We start from the raw sequence: 15,981 nt of genomic DNA on the forward strand, positions 1-15,981 counted from the left end.
CGGCCTGCCCGACCTGCGGGTCGTGCTCGGGCATGTTCACCGCCAATTCGATGAACTGCCTGACCGAGGCGCTGGGCCTGTCGCTGCCGGGCAACGGCTCGACGCTCGCCACCCATGCCGACCGCAAGCGGCTGTTCCTGGAAGCCGGCCATCTGATCGTCGATCTGGCCCGGCGCTATTACGAGCAGGACGACGCCACCGCCCTGCCGCGCGGCATCGCCACCCGGGCGGCCTTTGCGAATGCCATGACGCTGGACATCGCCATGGGCGGGTCGACCAACACCGTGCTGCACCTTCTGGCCGCGGCGCAGGAGGGTGAGGTCGATTTCACCATGGCCGATATCGACCGGCTGTCGCGCCGGGTGCCGGTGCTGTGCAAGGTGGCGCCCGCGGTCAGCCATGTGCATATGGAAGACGTCCACCATGCCGGCGGCATCATGGCGATCCTGGGGGAGCTGGACCGCGCCGGCCTGCTGGATACCTCGGTGCCGACGGTCCATGCCGAGACGCTGGGCCATGCGCTCGACCGCTGGGACGTGAAGCGGACCAATGCCGCCTCGGTGCATGATTTCTACCGCGCCGCCCCCGGCGGCGTGCCCACCCAGACCGCCTTCAGCCAGGATCGCCGCTTCGACGCGGTCGATCTGGATCGCGAGACCGGCGTCATCCGCGATATCGACCATGCCTACTCCAAAGACGGCGGTCTGGCGGTGCTGTTCGGCAACATCGCGCTCGACGGCTGCATCGTGAAGACGGCGGGTGTGGACGACTCGATCCTCACCTTCAAGGGCCCGGCGCGGATCTTCGAAAGCCAGGATGCGGCGGTGTCCGGCATTCTGGGCGGCAAGGTTTCCGCCGGCGACGTGGTGCTGATCCGCTATGAAGGCCCGCGTGGCGGCCCGGGCATGCAGGAAATGCTCTATCCCACCAGCTATCTCAAGTCCAAGGGGCTGGGCAAGACCTGCGCGCTGGTGACCGACGGCCGCTTCTCGGGCGGGTCCTCGGGGCTGTCGATCGGCCATGTCTCGCCGGAAGCGGCCGAAGGCGGCGCCATCGGTCTGGTCGAGGAAGGTGACATCATCGAGATCGACATCCCCGGCCGCCGCATTCATCTGGCGGTCGACGACGACACCCTGGCCGCCCGCCGTGCGGCGCAGGAGGCGAAGGGCTGGAAGCCGGCCGAACCGCGCAGCCGCAAGGTGTCGAAGGCGCTGCAGGCCTATGCCATGCTGACCACCAGTGCCGCCCAGGGGGCCGTGCGCCGCATCCCGGCCGCGGACTGATCCCTCCGTCAGGTCCCGACCACTGCGAACCCCGCCATCGGCAGCGATGGCGGGGTTTCGTTCGTCCGGCGGGCGGATCATCCTGCGATATGTATAGGCAATTGACGCCGGGTGATGCGCTGTGCTGCTATGAGTTTATGCAAAGCAAAGACCCGCGGCCCGATCCGCGGGCACAGGGGTGACCGGGTCAGGACCATCAGCGTCCGTTCACATACGGGGGACCAGTTCATGAAGCTTCGTCGGAACATCGGCATGGCCGCCGCCATGGCCGGTCTTGCGGCCGTGGCGATCGCCGCGCCCGCCTCCGCCGAGACCACAAAGGTGACCATCGGCCTGTCGGGCTGGACCGGCTTCGCGCCGCTGACGCTGGCGAAAGAGGCCGGCATCTTCGAAAAGCACGGGCTGGACGTCACCCTGAAGAAGATCCCGCAGGCCAGCCGCCATCTGGCGCTCGCCTCCGGCGACATTCAGTGCGCGGCGACCACGGTCGAAACCTGGATCGTGTGGAACGCCAACGGCGTGCCGGCGAAGCAGATCTTCCAGATGGACAAGTCCTATGGCGCCGACGGCATCGCGGTGCGTAGCGACGTCAACGGCTTCGCCGATCTGAAGGGCAAGACGGTCGCGGCCTCGGCGCCCGGCACCTCGCCCTATTTCCTGCTCGCCTGGATGCTGCACAAGAACGGCATGAAGATGTCGGATGTGAAGGTGGTGAACATGGAGCCGGGGCCGGCGGCCCAGGCCTTCGTCGCCGACCAGAACGATGCGGCGATGACCTACGAGCCCTATCTCTCCACCGTCCGCAACGCCCCCGACAAGGGCAAGATCCTGGCGACCACGCTGGATTATCCGGCGGTGATGGATACTGTCGGCTGCACCCCGGCCTTCCTGTCGGAAAATCCCGCCGCCGGCAAGGCGCTGGCCGACAGCTATTTCGCGGCGCTTGAGATGATCGCGGCCGACAAGGACAAGGCCTATGGCATCATGGGCGCCGATGTGAAGCAGACCGCCGAGGCCTTCGGCAATTCGGCGCAGTATCTGCGCTGGCAGGACAAGGCGGCCAACCAGGCCTTCTTCGAGGGCGAGTTCAAGACCTTCTCGGCCGAGGCGGCCGATCTGCTGCTCGAAATCGGCGTGATCAAGCAGAAGCCGGATATCGACGCGATCGTCGACACCAGCTACATCAGGTAACACGGGGCACCTGGCCTGCGGCGGGGCGGGGCATGGCCTTCCGCCCCGCCCATGCCCGGCCTCCATCGCCTTTTCTCTCCGACCCAAAGACCTGGTTGAACCCCATGCTCCGACCTTTCGAGCCGGTCAGCCCGCGCACGCGGATCCTGCTCGGCATCGGCTTTTTCGTGCTGTTCACGGCCGGCTGGGCGGTGGCGACCTTCGGCGGCTTCGTCTCGCCGACCTTCCTTGCCGACCCGCTCACCATGCTCGCCGACGGCTGGTCGCTGCTGGCCGACCAGGGCTTCCTGTCCGATATCGGCATGACGGTCTGGCGGGTGGTCGGCGGTTTCGCCATGGCCGCCGTCATCGCCGTGCCGCTCGGCATCGCCATGGGGGCCTACAAGCCGATCGAGGCGCTGTTCGAGCCCTTCGTCTCCTTTGCCCGCTACCTGCCGGCCTCGGCCTTCGTGCCGCTGCTGATCCTCTGGGCCGGCATCGGCGAGATGCAGAAGCTGCTGGTGATCTTCATCGGCTCGGTCTTCCAGATCACTCTGATGGTGGCGGTGCAGGTCGGTGCCACCCGCCGTGACCTGGTCGAAGCGGCCTATACGCTCGGCGCCCGCGATCGCGGCATTCTCCGCCGGGTGCTGCTGCCGGCCAATGCCCCCGACATCGCCGAGACCCTGCGCCTGGTTCTGGGCTGGGCCTGGACCTATGTCATCGTGGCCGAACTGATCGGCGCCTCGTCGGGCATCGGCTATATGATCATCAATTCCCAGGCGCTGATGGCGACCGGCCAGATCATTTTCGGCATTATCGTCATCGGCGTGATCGGGCTGATTTCCGACGTGCTGTTCAAGCTGGCGAACCGCCGCCTCTTCGCATGGCGGCTGGCATGAGCGGCGGGCTGATCGTCGAGAACGTCAGCCGCACCTTCCCGGGTGTGCGCGGCGGCAAGCCGACGCTGGCGCTCCAGCCCACCGATCTGGTGGTGCCGGACAACGACTTCGTCTCGGTGCTGGGCCCGTCGGGCTGCGGCAAGTCGACCCTCCTGCGGATCATCGCCGGGCTCGACCGGCCGTCCACCGGCCGGGTGACGCTGGACGGGCGCGAGATCACCGGCCCCGGCGCCGATCGGGGCATGGTCTTTCAGTCCTACACCCTGTTCCCGTGGCTGACCGTCGCACAGAATATCGGCTTCGGCCTGCGCGAAAAGGGCATGGCCGAGGTCGAGCGGCGCGAGATCGTCGGCCGTTTCATCGATCAGGTCGGGTTGCGCGGCTTCGAGAATCACTGGCCCAAGCAGCTTTCCGGCGGCATGCAGCAGCGCACCGCCATCGCGCGGGCGCTGGCCAACGACCCCAAGATCCTGCTGCTCGACGAACCCTTCGGCGCGCTCGACAACCAGACCCGCGGCCTGATGCAGGAACTGCTTCTCGGCATCTGGGAAAGCGCCCGCAAGACCGTCATCTTCGTCACCCACGACATCGAAGAGGCGATCTTCGTGGGCTCGCGCGTCATCACCATGTCGGCGCGCCCCGGCCGGATCAAGGCGATCACGCCGGTACCGCTGGCCCATCCGCGCCACTACACCGTCAAATCCAGCCCCGAATTCAGCGAACTCCGCGCAAAGCTGACCGAGGAGATCCGGGCGGAGGCGATCCGGGCGGCTGGGGATCACTAGGAGACCAGGATGACGGAAGACAGAATGGCTGATGAGAGGCTGGCAGGCGGACGTCCCCGCCCCTCGACCCACGATGCCTGGTTCCGCGCCCGTGTGCAGGAGGCGCTCGACGACACGGCCGGCGATCTCTCTGGTGACCAGGTGAACGCCCGTCTCGCCGCCCGCCGGGAGGCAGCGCTCCGACGGGACGGCGGCGTCTGAGGATTGTCTGGTCCCGCTTCATGGGGCTCTGGCCCGACGAGCTGGAGTAACGGCCCGTCGGGCAATTGCCGCCGTCACTTCCGTCCCGCCTCGATCATCGTCCGCAGCGGCTCGGCCGCAAGGGCGGCTTCGATCTTTTCCCGGCCCGGGGTTTCGGGCAGGGCCTCGCGCAGATTGCGGGCCTGGGCCTCGGGCAGGCGCGGCGGCATCATCGGCTCGTGAGGGTCGACGATCGCATCGATGACCACCGGGCCCGCGGTGCCGAGCGCCTGGTCCAGCACCGCATCCACCTGGCCGGGGTCCGACACCGTGAAGCCGCGCCCGCCCATGGCCTCGGCGGCTTTGGCGAAATCGATCGGCTGCAGCTCGCAGGCGAATTGCGGATTGCCCAGGAACATCATCTGCTCCCAGGCGATCTGGTTGAGCATGCCGTTGCGGATCACCAGCAGCTTCAGGTTCAGCCCGTGGCGTACGGCGGTGGAGAATTCCCCCAGCTGCATGGCGAAGCCGCCATCGCCGACGATCGCGAAGACCGGCCGGTCGGGATGGGCCAGCCCGGCGGCGATCGCATAGGGCAGGCCGCAGGCCATGGAGGCGAGCGTGCCAGAGACGGCGTAATCCTGCCCGGGCCCCAGCGGCACATGCCGGGCCGCAAGCTCGGTGTTCTGGCCGCTGTCGCTGGTCAGGATCGCCTCCGGCGGCAGCCGCCGGCCCAGCGCGCCCACCACCACCTGCGGCTTCATCGGCACGTCGTCCTGGCGTTCGGCCGCGCGCATCATCTCGCGCCAGCGCGCCATGCCGTCCTGGGCGCGTTTCAGGAAGCTGCGATCCTGCTTGCGCTCCAGCTTCTGGTTCAGCAGATGCAGGCTTTCGGCCGCATCCCCCACCAGCCCGGCCTCGACCGGATAGCGCAGGCCGATGCGCTCGCCGTCGCGATCGATCTGCACCGCCCGTGCCTGGCCCGGTTCCGGATAGTATTCGATATAGGGAAAGGTCGATCCCACGATCAGCAGGGCGTCGCAGCCCTCCATCGCTTCCTCGGATGGCAGGGTGCCGAGCATGCCGATGCCGCCGGTCGAATGCGGGTGGTCTTCGGGCAGGATCGCCTTGCCCAGCAGCGCCTTGGCGACCGGGGCGGCCAGCAGGTCGGCGGTCTTTTCAAGCTCTGAAACCGCACCGGCGGCCCCCTGACCGGCCAGGATCATCACCCGTTCCGCCCGGTTCAGGATCGAGGCCGCCAGCTCCACCTGATCGGGATCCGGCAGGCTGCGGCCGTAAAAGCGCCGGTTCGGTACATGGCCCGGCCGGTTGCGCGACGAACGCGGGCTGTCTTCCAGCCTCTGCACCTGCATGTCGGCCGGGATCGACAGATGGGCCACGCCGCGCCGGGTGAGCGCCGCCCGGCAGGCGAGGCCGGCCACCGTCTCCATATGGGCGGCGCTGGCGACCTTGGTGTCGAAGACCGCGATATTGCCGATCATCCGCGAGAGGTCGATATCCTGCTGGGTGAAGCTGTCGATCAGGTCATGGACCTGCATGCCGGTGATCGCCAGCACCGGCGCCTGATCGAGTGCCGCATCGCACAGCCCGGTGATCAGATGGGTGCCGCCGGGGCCGGAGGTCGCCAGGCAGACGCCGAGCTTTCCGGTGAATCTGGCATGGGCGGCCGCCATGAAGGCGGCGCTCTCTTCATGCCGCGTCTGGATGAAGCGGATCCTGTCCTGACGGGTGCGCAGCGCCTCCATGACGCCGTTGATGCCGTCGCCCGGCAGGCCGAAGACGGTGTCGACCTCCCAGGCGATCAGGGTCTCGACCAGAATGTCGGCGGCGGTGAGAGCGGGGGAGGGGGCGGTCATCGGGCGATCTCCGATCTGCGGGGATGTCGGAAGGCGAACGCGCGGGAGTCGCGCATGTTCCTCGAAATGTTCCCTGGAAACCTTCCGGCGCACGCGGCGTTCTGCCGTCATGGCGCCGCGCCGTTGATCAGATCGCGCGCATCTCACAGGAAAGGACGACCCCCATGCCGTCTCACATCCACGGTTTTGCCGCAGCCCTCGCCGCGATGCTGATGATCGCGGCCGCCCCCGCCATCGCCGCGGAGGCCGAGACCACCAGCGCGGAGGCGCAGTTTATCGGCCTCTCGGGCGAGGAAACCGGCACCGCCACCCTCACCGGCACCGCGCGCGGCGTGCTGATCCAGGCCGAGGTCCGGGACCTGCCGGCCGGTCAGTGGGTCGCCTTTCACATCCACGAGGGCGGGACCTGCGATGCGGCCGACCACCACAAATCGGCCGGCGGCCATTTCAACCCGGGCAACACGGCCCATGGTTTCCTGGCCGAAGGCGGGCCGCATGCCGGCGACATGCCCAACCAGATGGTCGGTGCCGACGGCGCGCTTCACGCCGAAGCCTTCAACCCGATGGTCCGGCTCGACGACGGCCCGAACGGCATCCGCGGCCGGACGCTGATGATCCATTCAGGCCGCGACGACCACCGCAGCCAGCCCTCGGGCAATGCCGGCGACCGGCTGGCCTGTGCGGTGATCGAGTGACACGCGTCACCCATAGACGACAATCGTCACCGGAATGGCCGTGCTCGTGGACCCGGTGCCGAAGCCAAACATCACAATCTCGATTTCCACCCAGTTCGTGGTTTTCGTGATAGCCAGCATCGGGATCTGAGGGTTGGCGTCGGGGCTTGAATCGAGATAGATGCCTGGCGCCTGGGCTTGCACGACATAATTCGTGTTCGGCCTTGGGGCTGTGAATGTCGCTCGTACCTTGCCGCTGACTCGGGAGATCGACGAGAAGCCCAACCGGTAATCGTCCGGATCGGTGGATCCCACAGCCGTCACCGGTGACAGGGCGTTGATGGCGGCCTTCACCCCCGCCGGGGTGGCAAGCTTCGTCGTATTCGTCCCCGTCTGCATCTCGGCCGTGGTGGCGAGCCGGGCGTCGATGGCGCCCTTCACGCGGCGCGGCGTCGCGACGCTGGCGGCTGCGGTGCCTGCCGTCATCTCGGCCGTGGTCGCCTCGGTCACGGTAACGGTCACGTCGCCGTCGAGCGCGCCCCCGCCGGTGACCAGGCCGCCTGCGATCACCCGGCGACTGTCGGGCACGTGATCGGCCAGCAGGGTGTCGCGGGTCACGGCCCGGAGTGCATTTTCTGCCGTATCGTGCACCAGAAGTCGCGTGCTGCCGGTGGTATCGACGGCCGTCGGGGTGCCGGCAATGTCCACGCTGAGCGTGCGGTCGGCGTCCAGGCTGCCGCCGCCGGCCAGCCCCGCGCCGGTATCGACCCGGCGGGTGCGCGGCACCGGCGTGACCAGATCGGCGCCGGCCAGCGCCCCGGTCTCGTCCACATACACCGCCCGCGATGCCGGCAGCACCGAAAAGACCAGCTTCTCGCCTGCCGGCAGGTTGATCAGCCCGGTGGTGCCGTTGGAATTCGACAGCACCGTCACCCGCTCCAGCTGATTGCCGGTGACGATGCCCTGGCCGATTTCCCAGATCCCGTCTTCGGGGGCCAGGATCTCGTAGAACACCGGGCCGTCGCCGCGGGCGGACAGCGCCGCAAGTCCGGTCGGCGGGGGCAGCAGCTGCAGCGGGCCGGTGCCCTCGGTGGTGGTGGTCTGATAGCCGCGATCGACAAGCATCACAGAAGCTCCCGGATGGTCAGGGACGTGGAATGGAACAGGGGGTCGGTGCGGACGAAGCCGCCATGGGCGGCGATGCGTCCGATCATGCCCTCGCGCGGCCAGTCGCCGAGCGGGGCCGGCACGCACAGCACCGGCCGGGTCAGGCCGCGGTCGAACAGCCGGTCGATGGCGGCCTGCCGGTCGCCGGCGGTCATGGAGAAGTCGAACACCAGGCTGCGGCGCTTCGGGCCCCGGTCCACCCATTCGGCGCCCGAGGCCTCGGCGACGGCGATGCGGCTTGCATCCTCCATTTCCAGCCGCCAGCCATAGGCCATGTTGGCTTCGGGCCGGTCGCCGGGGCCGATCCAGATCAGGCCGATATCGACATGCTGGCTTGCGGGGGCCGTGATCACCGTCATCCGCAGATGGCGGGCCACCAGCCCGGCCGGGGCCAGGGCCATGTGAAAGCCGATGCCGGTGCGGGCGCCGGCGACCGCCGGGCCCTGCCAGAGATCGTTGCCGCCGCGCAGCGTGCCCGCCGACCAGGCGACCATGTCACCCGGGCCCAGGCTGGTGCGGGCAAGGGCAAGCACCCCCACCGGCTTTGCGTCGCCCAGATCGATGTCGATCGAGAACGAGGCGGCGGCGATGCGTGCCACCCGTGCCGGCCAGGCATCCAGCATGTTGGCGAGCGGCAGCCCGGCCGCGACCGGTGCGGTGGTGCGCAGATCGGCCGCGGTCAGACCGGCCGTGTGGTTGACGTGATCGACGATGATCCGACGATCGGTATCGGGAGAGGGGGATCCGCTCATCAGGCGACCTGCTCATCTTGAAGGTTGGGGGCCCAGAGGGTCAGCACCAGCCGCCCGCGGTCCCACTGTTCCGAGGTGGCGATCACCACCATGTCGCGGCCCTGGGCCAGGCCGTAGCGCGGATGGATCACCCGCACCGTGGCGCCGATCCGCACCGGCCGCACGAAGCGGATGTCGCCCGCGGGCGTCAGCTCTTCGGCAAGCAAAGCGGGGACCGCCAGCGAGATCATCAGCCCTGGCCGGCCATAGAGATCCAGCAGCTGCCGGGCATGGGCTTCGGCATCGGCAGCGCTGTCGAACCAGCTGTCGACCGGTTCCACATCCTGCGCCGCCGCGCGGCCGACCAGCACGCCCAGATCCGCCGCCGAGGCCACGCGCCAGGTCTCGGCCGCGAAGCTCCGATCAAGGGCGGTCTCCACATCCGAAGGTGGCAAATCAGATGCCGTCAGCGGCCGCCAGTTGCGGGTGTGATTGACCCGCCGCCGCCAGGCGGCGCGGGCGGTGCTGCCCGGCATCTCCAGCCGTTCCGGGGCTTCCAGGATCATCGTCGGGTCGATGACCAGCGCCGGCGTGGCCGCAGGGGCGCGGATCATGCCGATGCCGATCCGCCCGGTGCCGTCCTCGCCCCACCAGCCATTGATGCCGCGCAGGATTTCCGACGCCGCCTCGCCTGCCGTGGCGGTGCCGTCGCTGCCCTGCCACCAGCCGATCACGCCCGGGCAATCGGCCGCGATGGCCGCAAAGCCTGCGGGATCCAGCCGGTCGGCGGTCAGGCTGGCGAAGTCGAGCATGATCCGCCGCACGATGCCGGCGGTGTCGGAGACGAAACCGCCCTCGGCATCGCCGTCGAAATCCACCGTCACCACGCCCACCGGCGGGGGGGTGCCCAGCCGGATCAACCCTTCGGCCAGGCAGGTGGCGAAATGCCCCGGCGGTACCTCCAGCGCCGCCAGCGCCGCCAGATCGGCGACATCCTGGCCCGACGGATCGATCGGCAGGCCGCGGTCATAGACCGCATGCACCGCCTGGATCCGCCGCGCGCTCAGCTGCAGGATGCCCAGCGCCGGCGCCACCGCCACGGGCTCCACATTGCGCAGCCGGCCGAAGCCCAGCGGCATGCGCTTGCCGATCAGGTCGGGCGAGACCTCGATCGCGGGATGTTCGGCATAAAGCCTGGTGGTCAGCGGTCGGTCCAGCAGCCCGGCCATGCCCTGCACCGTCAAGGCCACGGCGTTGCGGGTGCCGGTCAGCTCGTCGCCGACACCGTCGAACAGCAGGGCGAAATCGCGATGCCGTGCGCCCGCGACGTCGCGATGCCCGGCCCGGACCACCACCCGCCGCCGGGCGACGTCGTAGACGTCCGGCACCTGGTCCAGCGCGCCGTCGGCATTGATCAGATCGATGCGGCCGACCTGAAGAATGGCGCGATCCCGCGATTCCGGGGCGATCGGCATCGAGCGTTCGATGACCAGCGGCACCGCGCCGCGCGGATCGAACCAGGTGCTGGCCGGCTGGTCGTCGGGCACGGTGGCGAAGGCCTTGTCGGTATAACGCAGCACCACCACCGGCACGCGGCCGTCAGAGGCGCGCGCGCCGTTTTCGGCCCCCCCGTTCTCGGGCGGCAGCGTCGCCCAGGGCAGCGCCGCCCAGGCGGCCGCCAGGCGCGGCCGGCCGGGGGTCGCCGCCAGATCGGCGGCCTGCACCTCCACCGTCACCACCCGGTCCACCGCCGGCCGGAAGGGCAGACGGATCACCCCGTCCAGCCCGAACATGTCGAGCGCGGTGGCGGCGGTGATGGCCGCATCGGGATAGGCCTCGCCATAGCGCGCGGTGGGGGAATAGGTCGCGGCCGACGGTTCGGCCGCATCCCAGTTCCAGCCATACAAAAAGGCCCCGGCCCCCTGCCGGAACAGCACGTGATTGAGATAGGCCCGCATGTCGTCGAGCGACCGGCGGGCGCCGGTATCGGTATGTGGCGGCGTGAACCCCCATTCCGGCGGCCCGACCCGCAGCCCGATATGCAGCGCCGTATTCGGAAACCAGTGGCGATAGGCGTCGTAGGCGACCATGGGCTCGTAATCGAGCCCGGCGTCATAGGTCATGATGTTGATGTAGTCCAGCGCCGCCCGGGCTTCGGGGTCGCGGGCAAGCGCCAGGGCATAGCCGCCGTTCCAGCCGCCGCCCACGGGGCTGGCCATCGCGAAGGGCGGCTCGCCGAAGCAGCCGACATGTATGCCGGCCCAGCCGAGTTCATAGCCGAGCGCGCGCGGGAACCAGCGCCGGAAGCGCTTGATCACCGCCACGAGTTCGGTATCGGTATAGCAGACGCGGTGGCCGGTCTCGTCGGTCCGGCAATGATGTTCCAGCCCGGGCAGTTCGGAGATGCATTCATAGTCCACATCCACGCCGTCCAGGCCCAGATCGTCGACCATCCGGCGCAGCGCCGCCATGTCGGCTTCGGTCTGGCCGCCGAACCCGTCGGGATGATAGGGCTCGGGCATCCACTGCTCGCCATACTGCATCACCACCAGGATCAGCCGGGTTTCGGGATGCCGGCGGCGGAACCGGTCCAGCACCCGGCGCAGCTGCCGGCCGGTGCAGGGGATGGGCAGCCCGCCGGTCTGGTCCAGCCGGTCGTCGGGCCCGGCATAGCTGCAGCGCGGCTTCGCCGTGTGCAGAAACACCCGTGCGGTGCCGTTGGGCACGCGCATCAGCCGCATGGCGTCGATGGCGGCAGGGTCGTCGTAATCGGCCGGGATGTCGAACCAGCTCTCCCAATAGACGTTCCAGCTCTGCCCCGCGGGTGCCAGCCGGCGGCTGGTCAGCCCGGCGGCAACCGCCGCCGTCACCGGGGCCGGCAGCGCCGCCTCGGCGGCGATGCGGCCGCTTCCCTGGTCTTCGACGGCCGCGGTCAGCTCCAGCGCCAGAATGAACTGGGCCGAATAGGCGGTGTCGCGCACCAGATCGAAGCCGATGCGGCCGCCGCCCGGATGGGTGAACAGCCGCGCGCCGGCATGCTCGCCGACCACCTCGGCCGGCCTGTTCCAACCGGTCGCGGTGAAGCCGGCTCCGGCACCCCAGGGGTTGAACACGAAGCCCAGAAGCAGGCTGTCGATATGGGTGTCTTCCAGGGGGATGCGGGTGGTCGCATCGGTCGATACCACCGCGGTGCGCGCCTCGATGCAGCCGGTCACGCCCGACAACGCCACCGCGGTCAGGGTCACGATGCCGACGAAACGGTCTTCGGCGGCGGCCTCCAGCAGGTTGGGTCCGGCGGGCGGGTCGGCCAGGATGGCCAGGCGAAACCGCCCGGTCTCCTCCAGGTCGGCGTCGAAGCCCTCCACATAGCGCAGCCGCCGGCCGCCATAGACCAGCGCCGGCGGCGGGTCGGCATGGGTATAGCCCACCGCCACCAGCAGCAGATCGGCGCCGGTGCCGTCGATGACCCCGCCTTCGGGGCCGGTGGCCGGGGTGCTGCCGAAGGTCACGCCGCGCATGGTCTGGTCCAGCGCGCCCAGATAGAAGCTCTCGGCCGCCGTCACCTCGATCGTTTTGCGCGGCCGGCCGCGGGGCGGCACCGCAATGGCGGCGGCCAGCAGCGCCACATCGGCCCCGGGGGTGCGTGCCGCCAGATGCGGCGGGCCTGCCTCTGCGGCATCGGCCAGGCTGCGCGACAGGGCGGCGACCAGGGCCCAGCCCTGGCCCGCCACGCCATGGGCCGTCCAGCCGGCGGCAGGGATGTCGCCGCTGTCGTTGTAGAAGCCCGTGGCCACCGCCAGCAGCAGCCCGTCCTCGCCGATGCCCGGCGGTTCGATGCCGGGCAGGGTGATCGCGGTGGTGCTGTCCGCGCCTTCGACCGCCTCGGCCTTCACGATGCCGATCCGGCCGGCGGTGCCCGCCAGCGCGAACACAGCAACCTCGGTAGAGCCGATCCAGTAGGGGGCCGTGATCGCCAGCTCCTGCGGCCCGGCCGCCGGCCGCGCCAGATGGAACACGGCGACGGTGCCGAAGCTCTCGTGATTGACCAGCGGCTCGGCATAGTCCTTGGCCATGGGCGTGCCGGCGAAGCTCACCGCCGGGCCCAGGTCGTAGACCGTGCCCTGGTTCTGCGGGTCATAGAAGCTGAACGGCACCATGACCACCAGCAGGTCGGCGCCGGTGGCGTCCACGGTCATGGTCCGGGTCGTGCCGTTCAGCACGCCGAAGGCCTCGACCGCGGTGGCGATGATCTCGACGCTTGTATGAATTCCACTCATCGGGCCGTCTCCTGGTAGGATGTTTGGCCTGATAGCCGGGAGAGGGTCGCCGCGTTGCGCTCGAAGGATGATCTTCGTGCATGAGATTGGCGCCCTCGCCCGGTGCTTTTTGCCCGAACGGTATCCGGCGGTGTCGTGGCGAGGGGGCGGATGACCGCCCCGATCGGGGCGGTCATCCGCGCATGGACAAGCAGGGGCACGAGCACCGGCTCCGAGGCTTCCGGCTCATCCGCACGGGAGGCGCCATGCAATTCGTCGGCATCGACATCGCGTCGGAAACCCATGTCTTCGCCATCCTTGATGCGGACGGCACGGTCCTGGCCAAACCCAAGCCGTTCACCGAAGACGCGGCCGGGCACGGCGCGTTGCTGGCCGCGCTGGCCCCGCCGGGTGAGGCGCTGGTGGTCATGGAGGCGACCGGGCATTACTGGAAGAACCTGTTCGCCGTGCTGGCGGCCAAGGGCTACGAGGTCGCCCTGATCAACCCGCTGCGCACCCACCGCTTCCAGGGCGAGAGCCTGGAGCGCACCAAGACCGACGCCATCGACGCCCTCGGCCTGGCCCGCTTCGGGCGGGAAAAGCGCCCCTCCCCGACCCGGCTGGGCAGCCGGGCCAGCGAGGAGCTGCGCGAACTGGTTCGCCACCGCGACCGGCTGCGCCAGGATTTCGACGACCGCGTCCGCCAGCTCCGCCGGCTGGTCGATCTCGGCTTCCCGGAATTCCGACGCTATGTCCGCACGCTCGACAGCATGCTGGCCACCGCCATCCTGGCGGAATACCCCACCGCCGAGGCCGTCGCCAAAGCCACGCCACGCCGGCTCGCCAAGCTGCGCTACGATGGCCGCCACGCCGTCGGAAGCGAACTGGCCGACCAGATCATCGCCGCGGCCAAGCGCTCGGTCGGCCAGCACCACGGCCCCGCCTACCGCGTCCAGGTCCGCGACATCTGTCAGGATCTCGATCTGTGGCGCCGCCGCTTGGCCGACCGTGACGACGACATCACCCGTCTGCTCGACGAGCACGAGGTCGGCTCGCTGCTGACCTCCATCGACGGAATCGGTCCCAGCACCGCAGCACGCCTCATCGCCGAACTCGGCGATCCGGCCCGCTTCGACAGCCCCGCAGCCCTGGCAGCCTACGTCGGCGTCATCCCAGCCCTGCGCCACTCCGGAAAGCGCCGCCCCACCCGCGCCGGCATCACCCCGATCGGCAACGCGCGCCTGCGCACCGCCTTGTGGATGCCAACCCTCACCGCTGTCCGCCGAAACCCGTGGCTCAAAGCCTTCTACGACCGACTGCGCGCACAGGGAAAGCCACCAAAGCTCGCCCTCGTCGCCGCCATGCGAAAACTCCTCGTCGCCGTCTACGCCGTCGCCAAGGCTCGAAAACCCTTCGTGCCAAAGCTCGCCGACTGAAAAAAGCGCTTGCTCAGCGTGACGGTATCTCATGCCTCGGGCCCTCCGCGCCGCTCGCGCAGTTTTGCGACCACGCCTTCGATACCGCCCCAGAGACCGCCGCGCATGAAGATCACCACGCCGATCAGCGCGTCCAGCACCTGCCATGCGCGGGGCCGCGCAAACACAGGCGCCAGGAGCCGCGCGCCATAGCCCAGCGTGAAGAAAAACACGAAAGAGGCCGTGACCGCGCCGAGGCCAAAGATCCACGCCGGTGTGTATTGCGCCGAAATCGCCCCAAGCAGCACCACCGTATCGAGATAGACATGCGGGTTGAGCCACGTAAACGCCAGACAGGTCAGCACCGCAGGCAGGAGCGCGGTCTGCACGCCCTGCCCTTCGGTCCTGAGTGCTGCGCCCCCCGTCCACGCCGCCCGAAGCGCGCGCAGCCCGTACCATGTCAGGAACACGACACCGCCAAGGCGCATCGCGGTTTCAAACCACGGCACCGCGGCGGTGAGCGTGCCAAACCCCGCCACCCCGGCAGTGATCAGCAACGCGTCCGAAAACGCGCAGGTCAACACGATGGGCAGCACATGCTGGCCCCGGATGCCTTGGCGCAGCACAAAGGCGTTCTGCGCCCCGATCGCAAGGATCAGGCTAAAGCCAAGGCCAAAGCCTGCCATCAGGGTCGGCAGCATGTCCGGGGTCATCGAGATGGGCTGCATGGGGCTTTGTCCTTTTGTGTCATTGCGCGACGCCCGGGGGCGGTTGCCTTTGACTAAAGCCGGGCTGAGGCGTAATCAAATTAAAGATACTGACGTCAATTAAGTTTTACTAATGCGATATGATCCTCTCCAGTTGGCCGCACTTTCCGCGGTGCTTGATCTTGGCAGCTTTGATGCGGCGGCGGCGGCGCTTGGCGTGACGCCCTCGGCGGTCTCACAGCGGATCAAGGCGCTGGAGGATCGGGTGGGCACGCCGCTGGTGAACCGCACCAGCCCCTGCACCGGCACCGAAACCGGGCTGCGCATTGCCAAACATGCCGAGGATATCGCCCTGCTGGAGCGCCGCCTCAGCCGGGATCTGTCGCTGGAGACCACCGAAAAACCGGCGCGTCTGAAGGTTGCGGTCAATGCTGACAGCCTCGCCACATGGTTTGTGCAGGCAATGGTCGCGGCGGATGATGTGCTGTTTGATCTGGTGATCGACGATCAGGACCACAGCACGGAATGGCTGCGCCGTGGGGTGGTCTCTGCCGCCGTGAGCGCAGACTCCCGCGCGGTCACCGGCTGTGATGTGCATGCGCTGGGGCGGCTGTCTTATGTGGCCACGGCCAGCCCCACCTATATGGCGCGGTGGTTCCCGGAGGGGCTGACGACTGAGGCGGCCCGCCGCGCGCCCTGTATGGTGTTCAACGCCAAGGACCGGCTGCAGCATCGCTGGCTGGATCGCCATGTTGCACCGGGCATCGTGCCGCCTGCGCATTACCTCTCCTCCACACAGGCGTTTCTGGATGCGGCCGCAGCCGGTCTGGGCTG

At 68.8% G+C, this 15,981-nt stretch carries 13 protein-coding genes; 8 read left to right on the forward strand and 5 right to left on the reverse strand.

Features of this window, described 5'->3' with window-relative positions; genetic code table 11:
• The 5 genes from ilvD to CMO28_RS00150 all read left to right on the forward strand — a co-directional run.
• On the forward strand, positions 1-1,283 hold a 1,283-nt coding region (gene ilvD / locus CMO28_RS00130), incomplete at its 5' end, for a dihydroxy-acid dehydratase (RefSeq protein WP_296707854.1).
• 252 nt (positions 1,284-1,535) lie between these two features.
• On the forward strand, positions 1,536-2,474 hold the full coding sequence (locus CMO28_RS00135) for an ABC transporter substrate-binding protein (protein WP_156503186.1): 939 nt from the start codon (positions 1,536-1,538) through the stop codon (positions 2,472-2,474).
• Positions 2,475-2,578: 104 nt separating this feature from the next.
• A complete protein-coding gene (locus tag CMO28_RS00140; protein ID WP_062764148.1) occupies positions 2,579-3,355 on the forward strand; it encodes an ABC transporter permease in 777 nt (258 codons plus the stop codon).
• Entirely contained in the window at positions 3,352-4,140 is a 789-nt protein-coding gene (locus CMO28_RS00145) for an ABC transporter ATP-binding protein (protein WP_014752914.1), read from the forward strand. The genes CMO28_RS00140 and CMO28_RS00145 overlap by 4 nt, the downstream gene beginning before the upstream one ends.
• A 24-nt stretch (positions 4,141-4,164) precedes the next feature.
• Positions 4,165-4,341, forward strand: a complete 177-nt coding sequence (locus tag CMO28_RS00150) for a hypothetical protein (RefSeq protein ID WP_296707871.1) — start codon at positions 4,165-4,167, stop codon at positions 4,339-4,341.
• Between the two features lie 74 nt (positions 4,342-4,415).
• Here the strand turns inward: CMO28_RS00150 and CMO28_RS00155 are convergent, their stop codons facing one another.
• The gene (locus CMO28_RS00155) at positions 4,416-6,197 is read right to left on the reverse strand and encodes a thiamine pyrophosphate-dependent enzyme (protein WP_296707874.1); all 1,782 of its coding nucleotides are present in this window, start codon (positions 6,195-6,197) and stop codon (positions 4,416-4,418) included.
• Positions 6,198-6,361: 164 nt separating this feature from the next.
• On the opposite strand from CMO28_RS00155, the gene CMO28_RS00160 reads away from it, so the two are divergent.
• Positions 6,362-6,892 carry a superoxide dismutase family protein gene (locus tag CMO28_RS00160; RefSeq protein ID WP_296707878.1) on the forward strand — a complete coding sequence of 177 codons (531 nt, stop codon included), beginning with the start codon at positions 6,362-6,364 and terminating at the stop codon, positions 6,890-6,892.
• Positions 6,893-6,898: 6 nt separating this feature from the next.
• Here CMO28_RS00160 and CMO28_RS00165 read toward each other — a convergent pair whose 3' ends face one another.
• From CMO28_RS00165 to CMO28_RS00175, 3 genes are read right to left on the reverse strand one after another with little or no spacing between them, the layout of a single operon-like run.
• Positions 6,899-7,996, reverse strand: coding sequence for a hypothetical protein (locus CMO28_RS00165; protein ID WP_296707880.1), 1,098 nt, complete (start codon positions 7,994-7,996; stop codon positions 6,899-6,901).
• Complete coding sequence (locus tag CMO28_RS00170; RefSeq protein WP_296707881.1) at positions 7,996-8,790, reverse strand: hypothetical protein; 795 nt, start codon at positions 8,788-8,790, stop codon at positions 7,996-7,998. The genes CMO28_RS00165 and CMO28_RS00170 overlap by 1 nt, the downstream gene beginning before the upstream one ends.
• Positions 8,790-13,046: a hypothetical protein gene (locus tag CMO28_RS00175; RefSeq protein WP_296707883.1), complete on the reverse strand. Its 4,257-nt coding sequence runs from the start codon at positions 13,044-13,046 to the stop codon at positions 8,790-8,792. The genes CMO28_RS00170 and CMO28_RS00175 overlap by 1 nt, the downstream gene beginning before the upstream one ends.
• A gap of 245 nt (positions 13,047-13,291) precedes the next feature.
• On the opposite strand from CMO28_RS00175, the gene CMO28_RS00180 reads away from it, so the two are divergent.
• The gene (locus tag CMO28_RS00180; RefSeq protein ID WP_296707885.1) at positions 13,292-14,461 is read left to right on the forward strand and encodes an IS110 family transposase; all 1,170 of its coding nucleotides are present in this window, start codon (positions 13,292-13,294) and stop codon (positions 14,459-14,461) included.
• Between the two features lie 29 nt (positions 14,462-14,490).
• On the opposite strand, the gene CMO28_RS00185 is transcribed toward CMO28_RS00180, so the two are convergent.
• Positions 14,491-15,168, reverse strand: coding sequence for a LysE/ArgO family amino acid transporter (locus tag CMO28_RS00185; RefSeq protein ID WP_296707887.1), 678 nt, complete (start codon positions 15,166-15,168; stop codon positions 14,491-14,493).
• A 112-nt stretch (positions 15,169-15,280) separates the two neighbouring features.
• Here CMO28_RS00185 and CMO28_RS00190 point away from each other — a divergent pair.
• The coding region (locus CMO28_RS00190; RefSeq protein ID WP_322111276.1) for an ArgP/LysG family DNA-binding transcriptional regulator at positions 15,281-15,981 on the forward strand (701 nt) is incomplete at its 3' end.

This window comes from Tistrella sp., assembly GCF_002684955.1.
GTDB lineage: Bacteria > Pseudomonadota > Alphaproteobacteria > Tistrellales > Tistrellaceae > Tistrella > Tistrella mobilis.